Here is a 19139-nt window from a genome sequence, read left to right as displayed (position 1 = left end):
CCGCCTTCTCGACCATTTCATAACTGGCACGACTGGTAACCAGTGCCGCGCCCGCCGTCACTGCACGACGCGCCCGCCAACCCAGCAGCTTATCCAGCGCCACATGCCGGCCGACATCCTCGCGCACCGCCTGCAAAGCGCCATCCGTATCCAGCCAGGCAGCGGCGTGGGTGGCGCCGGTCAGCTGCCCCAGTTTTTGCTCGGCGCGCAAAGCGCAGACAGCAGCATCCAGCGCCGACACTGTCAGCGTCTGACTGAACGGCAATACGGCTTGCTTGATAAAGACGGCATCCAGCTCGTCCACCCCGCACAAGCCGCAACCGGTACGCCCCGCCATCTGGCGGCGCCGGGCTTTGAGCGCGGAAAAACAGGCGCTGGCCAGCTCGATATGGACTTCAAAGCCGCGGCACCCCTCTTTCACCTCGATATCGTAAAGCTCGGCCACGCTCGTCGCGATGCCTTCGGCCAGACTGAAGCCCAGCGCAAAATCTTCCAGATACTCTGGAGTCGCCATCATCACCGCATGCGAGATGCCGTTGTACACCAGCGCCACCGGCACTTCGCACGCTAGCTGGTCTTCGCGTACATCCAGACCGGGCAAAGCCTGCAAACAGACTGTGCTCGACGTCTTAGCCAGCGGAAAAATCCCATCTTCAAGGGGTTTGAGCGGAAGCCCAATGACTGTCATAATAACCGCACACGCATAGTGTTTATAAAGACCACAATTATCCAATAAAAATATCAACAAGTTTCAATTTCTCTACCCTGGAGTCAACCCATGCAAGTCAGCAGACGACAGTTTTTTAAACTGTGCGGCGGCAGCATGGCAGGCACCACGATCGCGGCTCTCGGCTTCACGCCGGGTGTAGCCATGGCCGACGTCAGAAGCTACAAGCTTCTGCGTGCCAGCGAAACGCGGAACACCTGCCCTTACTGCTCAGTAGGATGCGGCATCCTGATGTATAGCCTTGGCGACGGCGCCAAGAATGCAAAATCCGACATCATCCATATCGAAGGGGATGCCGACCATCCGGTCAACCGCGGCGCACTGTGCCCCAAGGGCGCCGGCCTGCTCGATTTCGTACACAGCCCGAACCGCCTCAAGTACCCTGAAGTACGCGAAGCGGGCAGCACCGAATTCAAGCGCATCTCGTGGGACGAGGCTTATAGCCGCATCGCGCGCCATATCAAGGCCGACCGCGATGCCAACTTCGTCGAGAAGAACGCAGACGGCGTGACCGTCAACCGCTGGCTGAGCACGGGCTTTCTTGCCGCCTCGGCCTCGAGCAATGAAACCGGCTGGCTGACACAGAAGTTCGTGCGCTCGCTGGGCATGCTGGCAGTCGACAACCAGGCGCGCGTTTGACACGGTCCGACGGTGGCAAGTCTTGCCCCTTCATTTGGCCGTGGTGCGATGACCAATCATTGGGTCGACATCAAGAACGCTGATCTTATCGTGGTGATGGGCGGCAATGCTGCCGAAGCACACCCGGTAGGTTTCCGCTGGGCACTGGAAGCCAAAACCCGCAACAAGGCGAAAATCCTGGTCATTGACCCGCGCTTTACGCGCACGGCGTCGGTGGCGGATTACTACGCCCCGATCCGCACCGGTACCGATATCGCCTTTTTGTCCGGCGTGATCCGCTACCTGCTGGAAAAAGGCGCGTACAACAAGGAATACACCCTCGCCTACACCAATGCGGCACTGTTGGTGAATCCGGACTTCGCCTTTGACGAAGGCCTGTTCTCCGGCTGGGACGCGGAGACCAAGAAGTACGACAAAGCCAGCTGGAGCTATCAGCTGGACGAGCAGGGTTTTGCCAAGCGCGACGACACGCTGGCGGATCCGCGCTGCGTGCTCAACCTGATGCGCGAGCATGTGGCACGCTACACGCCCGACGTGGTGGAGAATATCTGCGGCACGCCCAAAGATGCCTTCCTCAAGGTGTGCGAATACATCGCCAGCACCGGCGCACACGACAAGACAACTTCCTTCCTGTATGCACTGGGCTGGACCCAGCACTCGATCGGCTCGCAGAACATCCGCACCATGGCCATGATCCAGCTGTTGCTGGGCAATATGGGCATGGCCGGCGGCGGGGTGAACGCGCTGCGCGGCCACTCCAACATCCAGGGTCTGACCGATGTGGGCCTGTTGTCGCAGAGCCTGCCGGGCTATCTGCGCCTGCCGTCAGAGAAGGAAACCACGCTCGAGAGCTTCCTCGAAGCCACCACTCCCAAGGCGCTGGCCGACGGCCAGATGAACTACTGGCAGAACACGCCCAAGTTCCATGTGTCGCTGATGAAGTCGTTCTGGGGCGATAACGCCACCGCGGAAAACAGCTGGGGCTTTGACTGGCTGCCGAAGTGGGACCAGGGCTACGACGTCCTGCGCTACTTCGACATGATGAACCAGGGCAAGGTCAACGGTTACTTCTGCCAGGGCTTCAACCCGGTCGCCTCATTCCCGAACAAGAACAAGGTGGTCGCGTCGCTCTCCAAGCTCAAGTTCCTAGTGGTGATGGACCCGCTGGTGACCGACACCTCGACCTTCTGGAAGAACCACGGCGAGCAGAACGATGTGGACAGTGCCAGCATCAAGACCGAGGTGTTCCGCCTGCCGACCACCTGCTTCGCCGAAGAGGAAGGCGCCATCGTCAACTCCGGGCGCTGGTTGCAGTGGCACTGGAAAGGCGCCGATGCACCGGGCGAAGCGCTGACTGACGTCGAGATCATCGCCGGCATCTTCACCCATGTCCGCGCGCTGTACGCCAAGGAAGGCGGCGCCTACGCCGAACCTATCCAGAAGCTGTCGTGGGCCTACCGTGACGCGCATGACCCGAAAGCCGAAGAACTGGCCAAGGAGCTGAACGGCAAGGCACTGGCCGACATTCCCGATCCGAAAAAGCCGGGCGAATTCCTGGCCAAGAAGGGCGAGCAGTTGCCGGGCTTTGCCGCCTTGCAAGCCGATGGCACAACCACCAGCGCCTGCTGGATCTTCGCCGGCAGCTGGACGCAGGCGGGCAACCAGATGGGACGGCGCGACAATTCCGACCCGTCCGGCCTGGGCAACACGCTGGGCTGGGCCTGGGCATGGCCGGCAAACCGCCGCATCCTGTACAACCGTGCGTCCAACAAGCCGGACGGCACGCCGTGGGATGCCAAGCGCACGCTGATCAAGTGGAATGGCGAGAAGTGGGCCGGTATCGACATCCCCGACTTCAAGGCCGACGAGCCGCCAGGCAGCAAGATGAGCCCGTTCATCATGCAGGCTGAAGGTCTGGGCCGTTTGTTCGCGCTGGACAAGATGGCCGAAGGCCCGTTCCCCGAGCACTACGAGCCGTTCGAGAGCCCGATCGGCACCAACCCGCTGCACCCGAAAGTGGTCAACAACCCGGCCGCACGCATCTTCAAGGGCGACGCGGAGCAACTGGGAACCAAGGCCGACTTCCCGTATGCGGCGACGACCTACCGCCTGACCGAGCACTTCCACTACTGGACCAAGAACGTGCTGCTCAATGCCATTGCGCAGCCGGAACAATTCGTCGAAATCGGCGAAGGTCTGGCCAAAGAGAAGGGCATCGCTCACGGCGATACGGTCAAGGTGTCGAGCAAGCGCGGCTATATCAAGGCCAAGGCGGTGGTGACCAAACGTATCCGTACGCTCAAGGTCAACGGTCAGGACGTGCACCACGTCGGCATCCCGATTCACTGGGGTTACGAGGGGGTGGCGAAGAAAGGCTTCCTTGCCAATACGCTGACACCGTTTGTCGGTGATGCCAACACGCAGACGCCGGAATTCAAGTCCTTCCTCGTCAACGTCGAAAAAGCCTAAGGAGAGACGCCTATGCAATCGCAAGACATTCTGCGCCGCTCCGCGAGCCCGACCCAGCCGCCGATCGCCCGCGCCCACCAGACTGAGGTCGCCAAGCTGATCGACGTCACCACCTGCATCGGCTGCAAGGCCTGTCAGGTGGCATGCTCCGAGTGGAACGACCTGCGCGACGAGGTTGGTGACTGTGTCGGGGTGTACGACAACCCGGCCGATCTGTCGGCGCAAAGCTGGACGGTAATGCGCTTTACCGAGCATGAGGAAAACAACAAGCTCGAATGGCTGATCCGCAAGGATGGCTGCATGCATTGTGCCGAGCCGGGCTGCCTCAAGGCCTGCCCGTCGCCCGGCGCCATCATCCAGTACGCCAACGGTATCGTCGACTTCCAGTCCGAGCACTGCATCGGCTGCGGCTACTGCATCGCCGGCTGCCCGTTCAATGTGCCGCGCATCAACGCCAAGGACAACAAGGCGTACAAGTGCACCCTGTGTTCCGACCGCGTTGCGGTCGGCCAGGAGCCGGCCTGTGTCAAGACCTGCCCCACCGGTGCGATCAGCTTCGGCAGCAAGGAAGACATGAAGCACCACGCCGAAGAGCGCGTGGCCGAGCTGAAAACGCGCGGCTACGAGCAGGCGGGTCTGTATGACCCGCAAGGCGTGGGCGGCACCCATGTGATGTATGTCCTGCACCACGCCGACCGCCCCGAGCTGTATGCCGGCCTGAAGAAAGACCCGGCCATCAGTACCACAGTCGGCCTGTGGAAAGGCATCCTCAAGCCACTGTCGACCATTGGCCTCGCGGTATCGGTGCTGTTTGGCTTCTTCCACTACATCGGCGTCGGCCCGAACAAGGCCGAGGACGATGAAGACGAAGCCAAGCCTGAGAGCGCAGGCAAGGATAAGCCGGACAGCAAGGAGGACAAGGCATGAAGGAAAAGCTGATCCGCCGCTATAACGCGGCCGAGCGCGTCAACCACTGGATCGTCGCGGTATGCTTTATCGTACTGGCGATCTCGGGGCTGGCCTTCTTCTACCCGGCGTTCTTCTGGCTGACCGGCGTATTCGGCACACCGCAACTGGCGCGCATTGTTCACCCCTTTGTCGGGGTGATCATGTTCGTCGGTTTCTTTGTGCAGTTTTTGCGCTACTGGCATCACAACTTCATCGACCGCGAGGACGTGAAGTGGATGAAGTCGGTAAAGGAAGTGCTGTCCGGCCATGAAGTCGGCGACACCGGCAAGTACAACGGCGGCCAGAAAGGCATGTTCTGGATGATGACGCTGTGCATGCTGGGGCTGATTTCCACCGGCATCATCATCTGGCGCCCCTACTTCGCCCAGTACTTCCCGATCGAGCTGATCCGCATCGCGCTGTTCGTGCACGCCTGGGCGGCACTGGCGCTGATCGCCGGCATCATCATCCACGTCTACGCGGCGATCTGGGTACGCGGCACCGTGCGCGCCATGGTCGAAGGTGTCGTCACCGAAGCCTGGGCCAAGAAGCACCACCCGCGCTGGTATCGTGAAGTGATGGCCAAACGCGCCAAGGAGCAGACAGAGAAACCATGAGCATCCGCATCGTCCCCGAGGGCGAGCTGACGCAAGCGGCGGGAGATATCCCGCCGCTTTTGTTGCCCGACCCGAAAACGCTCTACCTCACCCGTGCCCAGCGGCTGGAAACACTCGCTGACGGCCACGACATGGCCGACTACCTGCGCTTCTGTGCCCGCATCGCGCGCGCGCAGCACGCACTGGTCGCCGAACACCCGCTGGCGCTGCCGGTGCGCGACGCCTACTTTGCCGAATGTGCACGCCACGGCCTGCCGCCGCTGGGCAGCAGCGCCTGGCCGCGCGACCAAGTGTGGCAGGACCTGCTGGATGCGCTACTGGGCAAACTACTGCCCGGCACCACCGGCGTCATCGCCGACACCATCATGGCGCTGCAAACGCAGTCACGCGAAGAGCGCGAAACGCTGGCCAGCGCGCTGCTGGCCGGACGCTACGACGCGGTTTCCAGCGCCGACGCGCTGTTTGTCTGGGCCGCGCTGTCGGTCTACTTCAGCCAGCTCGCCAGCCAGCTGAAGATACACGCCATCGCCGAACCGGATGAAAGCCGCCACCTGTGCCCTGTGTGCAGCCAGGGGCCGGTAGCGAGCGTGGTGAAGATCGGCGACAAGGACGGCCTGCGCTATCTGCACTGCACGCTGTGCGAGAGCGAGTGGCATATGGTGCGCGTCAAGTGCAGCAACTGCGAATCAACGCGCGACATCGGCTACTGGTCGCCGGACGACAAGGCTGTTGCCGTACGTGCCGAAAGCTGTGGCGACTGCGGCAGCTACCTCAAGGTATTGGTACTAGGCAAGGACATGGCACTGGAAGCGGTGGCCGACGATCTTGCGACGCTGACGCTCGACGCCGCCATCGAAGAAGAAGGCTTTGTGCGCAGCGGCATCAACCCGTTTTTGTTTCCCGGTAGCTAAACCAAGAGCCGGTCATGTGCGATAAAGCATGGCCGGCTCTACACTCGCTTTACCAATGCAGGTAATGACATTAGAGTAAACGGCAAAATCATTGCTACAGATCTTGCCCATGTCAATTACTGCAATACCTCTCAAGCGCTGCTTCCGGGAGCCCATCCCGCAAATCTTTGATGCCGCCCGCTATCTGGACGCTGCCATCTCCGCCCACCTAGCTGACAGCCCCGCACTAGCCCGCGAATTACTATCAGCAGCAAATGACCCCAAGGTATGGGCATGGACCGACTCGGTGTGGGGCAAGCAAAGCCCCTATGTGCAGATCAAGCCCTTCAGTTCGCCACCGACGACACCCAAAACCGTCGCCCGCATGCCGACCAGCCAGCAGAAGCGAGCCCTGCTGGCACGCGATAGCCACCGCTGCCGTTATTGCTCGCTGCCGGTGATCCGCGCCGAAATCAGGCAAAAGATGCACGCACTCTACCCGGAGGTCGTGCCATGGGGAAAGCGAAACGCCGAACAGCATGCAGGCTTCCAGTGTCTGTGGGCACAGTATGACCATGTAGTGCCGCACGCGCACGGCGGCAGCAACGAACTGGACAATCTGGTGCTCTGCTGCGCCGCCTGCAACTACGGCAAGACACACTACACGCTCGAACAGCTTGGCTTGGCTGACCCGCGCGACTTCGCGCCAGTAGTGACGGACTGGGACGGGCTCGAGCGACTGCTGTATCCGATCTCTGCGCGCTAACGCACGGCCAGCCTACACTATTGACACTGCACCCTGTACGAGAATGGGGAGCATATGGATACGTCAAGAGCAGCAACGGTAGATCTATGCTCAACATTGGCTACTGATCAAGAGATGAGCAGCAAAGCAGTACGCGCCGAAAGCTGTGGCGACTGCGGCAGCTCTCTCAGGTACTGGCACAGAGCAAGGATATGCATCTGGAAGCGATGACCGACGATCTGACCACGCTGGAGCCCAATGCCGTCATCGAAGATCAAGGCTTCGTCCGCAGCGACATCAACCCGTTCCTGTTTCCCGGTAGCTAAACAAGACACTGACTGCCTGAAGGTAGCCGGGATTTTCCCTGCAAGGTTGCTTCCCGGGCCAGTGTTGCCACGCACGCAACACTGCGTTCGTCCGTTTCACACAAACCCCAAGCCATACCGATAGATTGACCTAAACTGGCATTTACAGTGTTACCTGCAATGACAAAGACAATATCTGGGCAGAGCTGGCATAGGGTACTGGACGCAAGGAGAGGCGATGCTTGACTGGAAAAATTGGGGGCGGGGGTGCCGACGGGTACTGAAGTGGGTCGTTCTGGCGTGGGCGATTGCGCCATTTTTTTCGCCAGCCATAGCAGGCAGCGACGGCGATTATTCAGGACGGCGGATCGGGGCGGTTCAGGTCGTGTTCGACGGCGGCCAGAAGGAAAACTCTGCTTACCGCGACGCCGTACTCAAGGCATTTAGCGCGTTTTCGGGTGACCTGTACGACCCGTCGCGCAGTGACCTGATGCTCAACCAGGTCCGCCGGCTGGCGTTCGTCAAGGATGCAAGCTACCAGGCGCGTCTGGGCGGCAATGGCTCGCTGGAGCTGGTCGTCGACGTCGCCCTCAGCGATGTGGCGAGGCCGCTGGATGAGGTGCCTATCGGCGTATTGCGCGGCCGCGGCTGGCAGGACTTCCCGACCCTGTACGCGGACGACCGTTCGGCGCTGCTGGCCAAGCTGGAAAACAAGACGATGGTGTTTTCCAATACCCACGCCTTCTTCGGCCGCCCCGAGGTGCTGACGGCAGGCAATCCGCTGGCGCGGGTGCCTTCCGGTAGTGACGGCACAGACACCTGGCTCGAGAGCAGCGTGGAAGCCGGCTTGTACGGCCTGAGCGCGCTCAGCGACCGGATTTCGGTGTTTGGCGGTGCGAGCTATATCGTGTCGGGCTCGTGGGGGCCGGAGCTGTTCACTGACGAGACGCGCGCGCATGGCGGAGTGGAAGACGCCTACCTCGGCTTTGTCGGCCGCGATACGACCGATCAGGGCGGCCTGCGCGTGTTCAGCCTGCTGTACGGCAGGAAGCCTTTTCAAGTCGATAACGGCATGATCCTCAGGCTGGCTTCGGCTAACGGCGGCGAGCGGGCTGCATTGCAGTCCAACCCGCGCGACGCCGCCAATCCGCTGGCCCACGCCATGTTTGTCTACGACCGCCACAAGCTCGAGTTCTTCAGGCTGGACCCGGACGAGCTTGAAGAACTCGACACCGGCACCGTGATCAACGGCATCAATTACGAAGGGCGGGTGCTGCCCGAGTTGCGGCTGGGCGCCATGTGGCTGCAGGTGCCCAAGTCGAGGGCTGCCTATTTCACGCCAGACGCTGTGTATTCACGCAAGGGCCTGCGGGTGGCGGACCTGCGGGCGGCCTACGAGCCTGCTCCCGGCCAGTCCAGCCTGTACGCGCGGGCGGAAATCGCGCACCAGAGCAACGAGAATTTCGACATGGACGCCTGGGGTGGCTATGCGGAGGCCGGCTGGCAGTTCCGTGACATCGCCTGGCGGCCGACGCTCAGTTACCGCTATTCGAAATTCACCGGCGACAACCCCGACACCAAGGCCTTCGAGCGCTGGGATCCGCTGTACGCGGGCGGCGCGGGTGACGAATGGGTGCAGGGGCTCAACCAGTACAAAGTGGTGCAGACTTCCAACGTGATCGCCCACCGTTTTATGGCCAGGCTGAACCCTTCGCCACGCTGGGAGCTGACCCCGCAATTCTGGTTGTTCAAGGCCGATACGCTGAACAACCTGGGCGGCGCACGGGCCTTGTCACAGCTCGAGTCATACGATCTTGCCAAGGAAATCAACCTGACCGCGCGTTACGTGGCCAGCCCAAAGCTGATTTTTGTCATGTCCGCCGCCTATACCATACCTGGCACGGCGATACGCCATGCATTGAACGGCGACTACCAAAACTGGTTTAGTGCCAGCGCGCTCATGATCGCCCGTTTCTGATTCATCACCATCGAGGAACTGTCATGCACACCATCAAAAAATCGCTAGGCCTGCTGCTTTTGAGCGGAACCCTGCTGGCTACGCCTGCATTGGCTGAAAACTACAAACCTGTCGACATCAAGCCGATTGATCCGGCTTATTTCATTCCCAAACGCCATGAAGGGCGAACCTACTTTATTACCGGCGGTGCCCGCGGCATCGGTGCGGCATCTGCCATCCGCCTGGCTCGTGAAGGGGCTAACGTGGTGATTTTCGACGTACTAGACAAAGAAGGAAAAGAAACGGTAGCCCAGATCCGCAAGGAAGGCGGGAAAGCCGAGTTCGTGAAAGGCGATGTGCGCAGTAACGAGGACTTGCAAAAAGCCGTCGCCCTGACCCTGCGTACTTTCGGTGAAATCAATGGCGCCTTGAATTCAGCCGGAATCATGGCGGCCATGGCGCCCGATGCGGTGTTTGATTATCAAAAACAAAAAAACCTGCTTCCTAGCGCCATTGCGGATGCGGGTGACGAGTATTTTGACACGCTGATGGATGTCAATGCGACAGGCGTATTTAAGTCCATGCGCGCGGAACTGAAGCCAATGCTGAAACAGGGCAAGGGTGGAGCGATCGTGAATATTTGCTCGATAGCAGGCCTCACCGGCCTGGCTGGCAACTCGGCCTATGTCGCCAGCAAGCACGCATGCAATGGCCTGACCCGCAATGGTGCCATCGACTATGCACCATACGGTATCCGTATTAATTCGGTGAATATGGCAGCGACCGAAACGGCCATGACCGACATGGCCATGGAGTATGTCATGTCAGCCAGCAAGGAAAACAAAAATACCGAAGTGCCCAATATGGGGCGCACCAAGACGCTCAGCCTTCTGGCCTACGCCGACAGTAAAAAGCGTATGTCTACCGTGTGGGAGCAGGCGGCCGTGATCTGCTTCCTGCTATCCGATGAAGCCTCCAACCTCACTGGCGCCCTGTATGCAACGGATGGCGGCTGGACGGCATACTGAGCCCGCTGCGTCTGCGGCTCGCACGGAACCAAGAACCATCCCATCCCTTCGGCGTTGCACCAAGGCACAAGGTGGGCTAGTGGCCCGCCTGCGGTGTCAGCCGGTACCGGGCACCTAGTGCTGGTAGGTATGGCCGCAGGCCATGCCCACCAGCTCCCCCACATCACCGTACTGGCGGTACTGGCGGTACTGGCGGTACCAGCGGCCGCAGCGGGATCGGCGTCGACATGATGATAGAGGTGCGGGTTTCACCGAAGTGGTTGATCGCCCCAACCAGCGCCTCGAGGTGGGCGATATCGTGCGCGACCACGCGCAGTCTGTAGGAGTCCTCGCCAGTCACATGCAGGCACTCGATCACTTCCGGCATTTCACCCAGTTTGGCCAACAGTTTTTGCTTGCCCGGCTGCGGCGTGGTCATGCCGATCAAGGCCTGCACACCGTAACCCACAAGCACCGGATCAACGTGCGCGCGATAAGCGCGGATCACGCCAGCCTCTTCCAGCCGTTTCATGCGCTCCGATGTTGCCGGCACGGACAGGCCGACACGCGCAGCCAGTTCAGTCAGCGACATGCGGGCATCCTGCTGGATCGCCTGCAAGAGCGCCCATGCCTTGCCATCTATTTCCATTTTTTAAGTCATTCCCGTGTTAATCATTATTTTTTAAGGAAAGCAATCTATGCACCTTAATTATTGCATTCAAAGCCCAGGCCACAAACGTGAAAATACCTTTATCTACACCCGCAAAGAAGGTATCCCATGTCATCCGGCACACTATTTCTGCAATCTGCCCTGATCGGGCTTTCGGTAGCGGCACCGCTGGGGCCGATCGGTTTGTTGTGCATGCAGCGCGCGCTTGAGTCCGGTGCCCGTTATGGTCTGGTCAGCGGGCTGGGCGCAGCCAGCGCTGACGCCTTATATGCGCTATTAGGCGCGCTTGGCACCAACGCCCTGATGCATGCATTTACCGGCATCGCGGGGCCACTCGCGCTGGCTGGCGCTTTATTTATGCTGTGGCTGGGCGTGGGCATGCTGCGCGCCCCCGCCGCCAGCGACCCGGCCAAGACACCCCGCACCACAGGTCTGCCTGCCGCTTACGCATCGGTACTGGCGCTCACGGCAACCAACCCGATGACGGTGACCACCTTTATCGCCATCTTTGCGGCATTGGGCAGCCAACAAGCCGTCGCAGGCGGGACGGCGGTGTTTGTCAGCGGTGTCTTTATCGGGTCGGCACTATGGTGGGCCGTATTGAGCTTCGGCTGTGCGGCGCTGCGCCATCGCATCAACCTGCAGATACGCAGCGGAATCAACCGCGCAGCCGGCGCGGTGCTGGTCGCCTTCGCGTTTTATAAGCTCGCGCAACTGGCCATCTGAAGATGATCGCACGCAGCATGCCGGCACCCTCTTCGCCCCCATAAAAGCAAAGGGCCGCACGCGAATGCGTACGGTCCTCTGTTTGAGCGGGCGGGTTATGGCCTGAGGCCTCCCCCACCCTGCTGCGTTAAATCACACTGACCCGCGCATCACCTGCTTGCAGCTTGCCAATCACCGAGGCGTAGCCAAAGCCCGCCTCGCGGAACATGGCCAGCACGGCGTCGGCTTGTTCCGGCGCAACCGCTGCCAGCAAGCCACCGCTGGTTTGCGGATCGACCAGCAGCCGGCGCTTCCACTGTGCCAAGCCCTCGGCAAAGTCGACATCATGACCAAAGCTGGCCTGATTGCGCTCAATCGCGCCGGGGCCGATGCCGGCTTCGGCAAACGGGCGCGCCTCGGTAATGACCGGCACCTTGTCGAATTCGACCTCGGCCGCGAGCTTGGCACCGCGACAGACTTCCAGCAGGTGGCCCATCAGGCCAAAACCGGTCACGTCGGTCAGCGCATGCACCTCAGGCAAGGCGGCCAGCTTGGCGCCCACCGTATTGAGCTGGGTCGTCGAGGCGATCAGTGCCGCATAGCCGGCCTCATCCAGTTCGCCGCGCTTCATCGCCTGCGCCAGAATACCGACCCCCAGCCCCTTGCCCAGAATCAGTACATCGCCCTCTTTGGCGTCATCGTTACGCTTGAGCTGGTCAGGGTGCACGATGCCCATGGCCACCAGACCATAAATAGGCTCGGGCGCATCGATGGAGTGGCCGCCTGCAATCGGGATACCGGCCGCGTGGCACACCGACTCACCGCCAGCGAGGATGTCGCGTATGGTTTCTACCGGCAACACGTTCACCGGCATGCCGACAATCGCCAGCGCCATGATGGGGGTCGCGCCCATGGCGTAGATATCGGAAATCGCGTTGGTTGCAGCAATCCGGCCAAAATCGAAGGCATCGTCCACAATGGGCATGAAGAAGTCGGTGGTGGCGACCAGCGCCTGCGACTCGTTCAGTTTGTATACCGCTGCGTCGTCAGCCGTTTCGGTGCCGACCAGCAAATTAGGGAAGACCATCTTCTCGCGGGTACTGGCGAGTATGGTTTCGAGCACTGACGGCGCGATTTTGCAACCGCAACCACCGCCGTGAGACAATTGGGTCAATCTGATTACGGACACGATAAAGTCCTTCCAAATACTATGCTTTTCAAGCCCGCGACCGTAGCACAACTGGGGCAATTTGACGAGGTGATCGACGTCCGCTCACCGTCCGAATTTGCCGAAGACCACATCCCTGGCGCCATCAATTGCCCGGTGCTGGATGACGCGCAGCGCCACGAAGTCGGCACCCTGTACAAGCAGGTGTCGCCGTTTGAAGCACGCAAAGTCGGTGCGGCTTTGGTGTCGCGCAATATCGCGCTGGCGCTGGAAGAACAGTTCGCCGACAAGCCGCGCAACTGGCGGCCACTGATTTATTGCTGGCGTGGCGGACAGCGCTCCGGCGCGATGGCGACCGTGTTCGCCCAGGTCGGCTGGCCGGTTTACCAGCTGCAAGGCGGCTATAAGGCCTACCGCCATGAGGTGCTGGCGCAGCTGGAAAACCTGCCATCCACGCTGGACTTACGCGTGGTGTGCGGGCCAACCGGCTCGGGCAAGAGCCGGCTGCTGGATGCGCTGGCACACGCCGGCCATCAGGTGCTGGATCTGGAAGGGCTGGCCAACCATAGAGGCTCGGTACTGGGCAAACTTCCCGGCTCGCCGCAACCCAGCCAGAAATCATTCGACTCGCAACTGCTGGCCGCCATGCGCAAGCTGGATTTTGCCCGCCCGGTATTTATCGAGTCGGAAAGCAAGAAAGTCGGCCAGGTCACCCTGCCCTTGTCGCTGTTCGAGCGCATGCACCAGAGCCCTTGCCTGCTGGTGGATGTGCCGCTGGCAGAGCGCGTGCGTTTCTTGCTGGAAGACTACGATTTTTATGTGTCCGACCCGGAAAGCCTGATCAAACAGCTGGGCTTTCTCAAGGCGGTGCACTCCAAGGAGCAGCTGGGACACTGGTCGGCGCTGATCCGTAGCGGTGAATTCGGCCTGCTGGTCGGCGAGCTGCTGACCTTGCATTACGACCCGCTCTATCTGCGCTCGATGGACCGTCATTACACCCATCTGGCGCAAGCGCAAAAAATCGCGCTGCCTTCGCTCGCGCCCGATGTGCTGGCCGGCGTCGCCGCCACGCTGCAAGTGGCATGACGGCCGCGCCACTTCACGCCCGTCTTGCCTGGCAGGACGGGCAGCCCTCGTCGCTGGACTATGGCGATGTCTACTTCTCGCGCGACAGCGGGCTGCATGAAACACGCCATGTGTTTCTGGCCGGCAACCGCCTGGCCGAGCGCTTTGCCGCACTGCCACAGCAGGCGCACTTTACCGTGGGCGAAACCGGCTTTGGCACCGGCCTCAACTTTCTGTGTGCCTGGCAGCTATTCAAGGCCTGTGCACCCGCCGGCGCACGGCTGGATTTTGTCAGCACCGAGAAACACCCGCTTAGCCATGCCGACCTTAGCCGTGCACTGCAAGCCTGGCCTGAACTTGCCAGCGAAGCAGCCGCGCTGCTTGCGCTGTATCACGGCATGGAAACCGGACACCAGCGCCTGTTGCTGGATGGCGGGCGTGTCAGCCTGAGCCTGCTCATCGGCGATGCGCTGGACACCCTGCCCGAGCTGGAGACTCGCGTCGATGCCTGGTTTCTCGACGGCTTTTCCCCGTCGAAAAATCCGGACATGTGGCAGTTGCCGCTATTCGAGCAGCTTGCACGCCTGTCCGCACCCGATGCCACGCTGGCAACCTTTACCTGCGCCGGCTTTGTGCGCCGTGGCCTGAGCGCTGCCGGCTTTGCCGTCAAGAAAGTACCGGGCTTTGGCAGCAAGCGGGAAATGACCGTAGGCACACGCCTTGCCGCCGGCGCCTTGCCCTGGCAAGCACCCTGGCTATCCCGCCCGCCCCAGACGAGTGGCCGGCGCGCCATCGTGATTGGCGCGGGCATTGCCGGTGCCAGCGCCGCCGCCAGCCTCGCCCGGCGCGGCTTTAGCGTGACGGTGCTGGAGCGCCATGCTGCGCCCGCACAAGAAGCCTCGGGCAATCCGCAAGGCGTGCTTTACCTCAAACTGTCGGCCCACCTTACCCCGCAAACCCGGCTATTGCTCGCCGGCTACGGCTATAGCCTGCGCACGCTTTATGCCTGCCAGCAAAAAAGCACAGACTGGGATGATTGCGGCGTACTGCAACTGGCACACGATGAAGCCACGCGCAAACGTCAGGCGCAACTGGCAGCGGCCTTTCCCGAAAGCTTGCTGCGTCCGGTCTCAGCCGCTGCAGCCGGCGTGCTTGCCGGTTTGCCGCTTAGCCAAGACGGGCTGTTTTTTCCCGAAGGCGGCTGGATCAAGCCGCCACGGCTGGTTGCGGCCTTGCTGGCCACTCCGGGCGTGAGCTGCCGCTATGGCACCACGGTGCAGAACCTGGGCAGAACGGACAAGGGCTGGCAGGCAGCGCTGGCGGACGGCGGGAGCTGCAGCGCGGATATGGTAGTCATCGCCTGCGCCAACGCCAGCGCCCTGTTTACACAAAGCGCACACCTGCCGCTCAAGCCGATACGCGGTCAGGTGTCGGTAGCCGCTGCCACCGAGGCGAGCCGGCAACTGAAAACCGTGCTGTGCGGCGAAGGCTATATCGCGCCAGCGGCCGATGCGGCTCACACCTTTGGTGCCAGCTTCAATTTCGAACGCAGCGACAGCGAAGTCTCGGCCGCCGAGCACGCAGGCAATCTGGCCATGCTCGCCGAGCTGAGCCCGGCACTCTATCAGGCGCTGGATGGCGACACGCTCTCGCCGGCCACCTTGGGCGGGCGCGCCGCCTTGCGTGCGACCACGCCCGACTACCTGCCGCTGGTCGGCATGCTTGCCGACAAGGACGCGTTTGAAGCGGCCTATGCCGATCTGGGGCGCGATGCCAGCCTCAAGCTGACGACACCGATGCCTTGGCTGGATGGCCTGTATATCAGCAGCGGCCATGGTTCGCGCGGCATGGTCAGCGCGCCGCTGGCGGGCGAGCTGATCGCCAGCCTCGCCTGCGGCGAAACGCTGCCACTACCCAAGCCGGTGATTGATGCGCTGTCGCCCAACCGTTTCCTGCTGCGCGCACGCATCCGCGCAGCCAAGGGCCGTCAATCTTGAAAGCAAGCGCTGCCACACGGCATGCAAAAAGCCCGTCAGACCAAGCCTGACGGGCTTTTTTGCGGCTACGGCCTGTTGGTTTTACAGCCTGAAGCGGGCAAACGCGGCTTCCATCGCCTGCACCAGTTGCGCCAGTTGCAGCAGCGTCGCACGCGCCTGCTGCAAGTCGGTATCGGAATGGACGATACGGCCGTTGATCGATTCGGTGCTTTGCGCCATCGCCGTCGTCGCATTGTGCTGCTCGCTGGTCGACAGCGCGATGCCGCCGATGCGCTCCATCACCTGGCTCATGGTGCCGGTAATCTGCTGCATGCGCTCGCGTGCGCCCTGCGTCAGCTCCACGCTGTCACCCACCGAGCGCGAGGTCTGCTGCATGCTGCCGACCGCCTGGCCGGTCTCGGCGAGTATGGTCTGGATCATGCTGCTGATTTCCACCGTCGCCTGCACAGTACGTTCGGCCAGCTTGCGTACCTCGTCCGCCACCACAGCGAAGCCGCGCCCCTGCTCGCCGGCCCGCGCCGCCTCGATCGCCGCATTCAGCGCCAGCAGATTGGTCTGATCGGCGATATCGCTGATCACGCCGGTGATCTTGGAAATCTCCTGCGAACGCAGCTCCAGCGAGCCCAGCAAACGGGCCAGGTCGCCAACCGACTGGCTGGTCTGCGCCATTTTGTCGCTGATATGCAGCATGCCGGCGACACCGGCGTCGGCCGCCTGTCCTGATATGCGGGCCAGCTCGTCGGTTTCGCGGGTCGCCTCGGCAATATGCGCGATACTGACGCTCACCTCCTCGATGGCAGCAGCATTGGCACTGGAGATATCGGCCAGCGCGTGCGAATCAGCGGCAACCTTGTCCACCATTGCCCCCACCTGCACCACGCCCTGCCCCAGCGCCACGGCCTCGCCCTGCAACTCGCGGAACATGCCGTTCAGGCGCGACACAAACTGGTTGAATGCCTGCGCAGTCTGCGCCACCTCGTCATCGCCGGCCACCTCGATGCGCCGCGTCAGGTCACCCTCGCCCGCCGAAATCTCGCGCATCGCATCGCGCACCCGGAACAGGCCCTGCAACAAACGCCCCAGATAGGCCGAACACAGCAGCAACACCAGCGCACACACCAGCACCACAGCGCCGACGATCATCAGCAGCATGCGATGCAGCGGCGCATCGATCTCGGCCTGGTCCATGGCGACGCCCAGTACCCAGTCGCTGCCGGCGACCGGTTTGAGCTCGACCAGAAAGTCCTTGCCGCCGATCTCCATTGCGCGTGGCTGCAAGGACGCCGCCATCGCGGATATCGTCGTGCCATCCAGCGCTGGGATCACGTCGGCAATCGGCTTGAGTGCCGTGCCGTCTTTCGGATAGGCGATGACCTTGCCATCCTTCATCATCAGGAACACATGGCCTTGCCCTTCCATCTCGACTGCCAGAATGGACTGCACCAACTGCTCGATCAGGATGTCGCCACCCACAACCAAAGGCTGTCCTTTGACACTGTCGGCGATAGTGATGACCAGCTGCCCCCTGGTTTCCGGCTCGGAGTCAGGATACGGCTCGGTCACGATGATGCCGTTTTGCGATTTTGACTGCTGAAACCATGGCCGCTGCGACGGACGGTACTCTGCACTGGGCTTGGCACGGCCAGGCACCGAGTACTGCATATCTTCGGTTGCGCCATTGCCTGCATAGATGATGCTGAAACCACCGGATTCAGCCAACTGTTTGAGGTAGTAGCTAACCTGAGGGTCTGCCGCGCGCTCAAGGCTGCTGCTGATGATTTTTTTGCGTACCCCCAGCCACTCGGACACATACTGCGCCTGGGCATGGGTCACCTGCTGCATCTCGCGCAAGGCCTCCTGCTTGGCGTTACGCATCAGGTTAAAACAGACAATCAGGGTAATACTCAGTGCGACAAACAGCATGGCTGCTGCCGTCAACAGAGTCAGCTTGCTACGTAGGGAACGCATGAAATTTTCCCGCCAGATAAACGAATGGCGTGAATTTTAACAAACTCTTATATAATAAATGGAAATAAAATATGGTTGCTATTTAATCTACCCGCTCTCTATTAAATCAAGATGGCGACTTTCCTTCCGCCATCAAACCGAGTTTGCCGCCCCAGCCATATCGCGTAGAGGCTGCGGAATCGGCACACTTTTGCCCGCGCGGTAATCCACCCACACCAGCGTCACCTCACCGACTGCGTACACCGTCGTGCGATCCTCGCCACAAAAGAAACGGTGCCGCAGCTTCAGGCTGCTACGCCCCAGATGCTCAAGCTCAATGGTGATGTGCAAGGTGGCCGGATAGCTGATTTCACGCTTGAAATGGCAGGCGGTATGCGCGATGACCGGGCCGATGCCATCCGGCGTAATCGGGAAGCCCGCCTCTTCCAGCCAGTCGATACGGATCTGCTCCAGATAGCGGAAGTACACCGCGTTGTTAAGGTGGCCGATGGCGTCCATATCGCCCCAGCGCATCACAATGCTTTTTTCACTTAAAACCGGATAATGCTTTTCCATTCCCACCCCCCATGATTAATGCAAAAAGGGTAGCGTAAATACACGCCACTGGCCATGCATCCTGTCCGCATCTGCCCCCCTCTCTGTCCATAAACGGCATCACGCCTGTCTTTGCCCATGCGGCATCATGGCACGACACCCCAAACAAGGAGCCCTGCCATGTCGCCACGCTGCGCACTGATCGTGATTGATGTTCAACAGTCTTTTTTACATCGCCCTTATTGGGATGGGTGCGCCTTGCCCGCCTTTCGCGAACAACTGCTGACCCTGATTGCCGGTTGCCGTGCGCAAGGCGTGCCCGTAGTGCATATCCTGCACGAAGACGGCGACGGGCCGTTTGCCGCTGCCTCGGGTCTGGTGCGCCTCATGGACTGGCTGCCGGACAATGCCGACGCCACCTTTACCAAGCATGTACACAATGCGCTCACAGACAGCGGCTTGCGCGAATGGCTGGAACAGCACGCCATCACACGGCTGATTATTGCCGGCATCCGTACCGAGCAGTGCTGCGAAACCACCGCCCGCGTAGCCTCTGACTTAGGCTATGCCGTCGATTTCGTGAGCGAAGCCACCCTGACTTTTGCCATGACGCACCCGCATAGCGGGCGCACTTACACGGCCAGGGAAGTGCGTGAGCACACCGAACTGGTACTGGCCGGACGCTTTGCCACCTTGCACAGCGTCGCAAGCTGCCTTGCCACGCTGCC

At 61.2% G+C, this 19139-nt stretch carries 16 protein-coding genes; 11 read left to right on the top strand and 5 right to left on the bottom strand.

Annotated features, from left to right (window positions below):
* The coding region (fdhD, locus tag EGI20_RS10850) for a formate dehydrogenase accessory sulfurtransferase FdhD (protein ID WP_498631472.1) at positions 1-610 on the bottom strand (610 nt) is incomplete at its 3' end.
* 168 nt (positions 611-778) lie between these two features.
* On the opposite strand from fdhD, the gene fdnG reads away from it, so the two are divergent.
* The 7 genes from fdnG to EGI20_RS10815 all read left to right on the top strand — a co-directional run bounded on the left by fdnG (position 779) and on the right by EGI20_RS10815 (position 10325).
* Positions 779-3835: a formate dehydrogenase-N subunit alpha gene (fdnG, locus tag EGI20_RS10845; RefSeq protein ID WP_498631471.1), complete on the top strand. Its 3057-nt coding sequence runs from the start codon at positions 779-781 to the stop codon at positions 3833-3835.
* A gap of 12 nt (positions 3836-3847) precedes the next feature.
* Positions 3848-4762: a formate dehydrogenase subunit beta gene (gene fdxH, locus EGI20_RS10840; RefSeq protein WP_498631470.1), complete on the top strand. Its 915-nt coding sequence runs from the start codon at positions 3848-3850 to the stop codon at positions 4760-4762.
* A complete protein-coding gene (locus EGI20_RS10835; RefSeq protein ID WP_498631469.1) occupies positions 4759-5400 on the top strand; it encodes a formate dehydrogenase subunit gamma in 642 nt (213 codons plus the stop codon). The genes fdxH and EGI20_RS10835 overlap by 4 nt, the downstream gene beginning before the upstream one ends.
* Positions 5397-6311 (top strand): formate dehydrogenase accessory protein FdhE, encoded by a 915-nt coding sequence (gene fdhE / locus EGI20_RS10830; protein ID WP_498631468.1) that lies wholly within the window; start codon positions 5397-5399, stop codon positions 6309-6311. The genes EGI20_RS10835 and fdhE overlap by 4 nt, the downstream gene beginning before the upstream one ends.
* 109 nt (positions 6312-6420) lie before the next feature.
* Positions 6421-7056 (top strand): HNH endonuclease, encoded by a 636-nt coding sequence (locus tag EGI20_RS10825; protein WP_498631467.1) that lies wholly within the window; start codon positions 6421-6423, stop codon positions 7054-7056.
* Between the two features lie 522 nt (positions 7057-7578).
* Positions 7579-9318 (top strand): alginate export family protein, encoded by a 1740-nt coding sequence (locus EGI20_RS10820; protein ID WP_498631466.1) that lies wholly within the window; start codon positions 7579-7581, stop codon positions 9316-9318.
* Positions 9319-9341: 23 nt separating this feature from the next.
* On the top strand, positions 9342-10325 hold the full coding sequence (locus tag EGI20_RS10815; protein ID WP_498631465.1) for an SDR family NAD(P)-dependent oxidoreductase: 984 nt from the start codon (positions 9342-9344) through the stop codon (positions 10323-10325).
* Positions 10326-10488: 163 nt separating this feature from the next.
* Here the strand turns inward: EGI20_RS10815 and EGI20_RS10810 are convergent, their stop codons facing one another.
* Entirely contained in the window at positions 10489-10953 is a 465-nt protein-coding gene (locus EGI20_RS10810) for an Lrp/AsnC family transcriptional regulator (protein ID WP_498631464.1), read from the bottom strand.
* A 129-nt stretch (positions 10954-11082) separates the two neighbouring features.
* Between EGI20_RS10810 and EGI20_RS10805 the strand changes: the two genes are divergently transcribed.
* The gene (locus tag EGI20_RS10805; RefSeq protein ID WP_498631463.1) at positions 11083-11700 is read left to right on the top strand and encodes a LysE family translocator; all 618 of its coding nucleotides are present in this window, start codon (positions 11083-11085) and stop codon (positions 11698-11700) included.
* Positions 11701-11827: 127 nt separating this feature from the next.
* Here EGI20_RS10805 and selD read toward each other — a convergent pair whose 3' ends face one another.
* On the bottom strand, positions 11828-12871 hold the full coding sequence (gene selD / locus EGI20_RS10800; protein ID WP_498631473.1) for a selenide, water dikinase SelD: 1044 nt from the start codon (positions 12869-12871) through the stop codon (positions 11828-11830).
* An 18-nt stretch (positions 12872-12889) separates the two neighbouring features.
* Between selD and mnmH the strand changes: the two genes are divergently transcribed.
* Both mnmH and mnmC read left to right on the top strand, forming a co-directional pair.
* Complete coding sequence (gene mnmH, locus EGI20_RS10795; protein WP_498631462.1) at positions 12890-13933, top strand: tRNA 2-selenouridine(34) synthase MnmH; 1044 nt, start codon at positions 12890-12892, stop codon at positions 13931-13933.
* Positions 13930-15909, top strand: coding sequence for a bifunctional tRNA (5-methylaminomethyl-2-thiouridine)(34)-methyltransferase MnmC2/FAD-dependent 5-carboxymethylaminomethyl-2-thiouridine(34) oxidoreductase MnmC1 (gene mnmC / locus EGI20_RS10790; protein ID WP_498631461.1), 1980 nt, complete (start codon positions 13930-13932; stop codon positions 15907-15909). The genes mnmH and mnmC overlap by 4 nt, the downstream gene beginning before the upstream one ends.
* Positions 15910-15990: 81 nt before the next feature.
* Here mnmC and EGI20_RS10785 read toward each other — a convergent pair whose 3' ends face one another.
* On the bottom strand, positions 15991-17877 hold the full coding sequence (locus EGI20_RS10785) for a methyl-accepting chemotaxis protein (protein WP_498631460.1): 1887 nt from the start codon (positions 17875-17877) through the stop codon (positions 15991-15993).
* Positions 17878-18009: 132 nt separating this feature from the next.
* On the bottom strand, positions 18010-18432 hold the full coding sequence (locus tag EGI20_RS10780) for an acyl-CoA thioesterase (RefSeq protein ID WP_498631459.1): 423 nt from the start codon (positions 18430-18432) through the stop codon (positions 18010-18012).
* Positions 18433-18591: 159 nt separating this feature from the next.
* Here EGI20_RS10780 and EGI20_RS10775 point away from each other — a divergent pair.
* Positions 18592-19139: isochorismatase family protein (locus EGI20_RS10775; protein WP_498631458.1), on the top strand; the 548-nt coding region annotated here is incomplete at its 3' end.

The sequence above is a fragment of the Aquitalea sp. S1-19 genome (assembly GCF_024343515.1).
The sequence above is the reverse complement of the archived record's forward strand: the minus strand, read 5'-3'. Positions and strand labels throughout refer to the sequence as shown.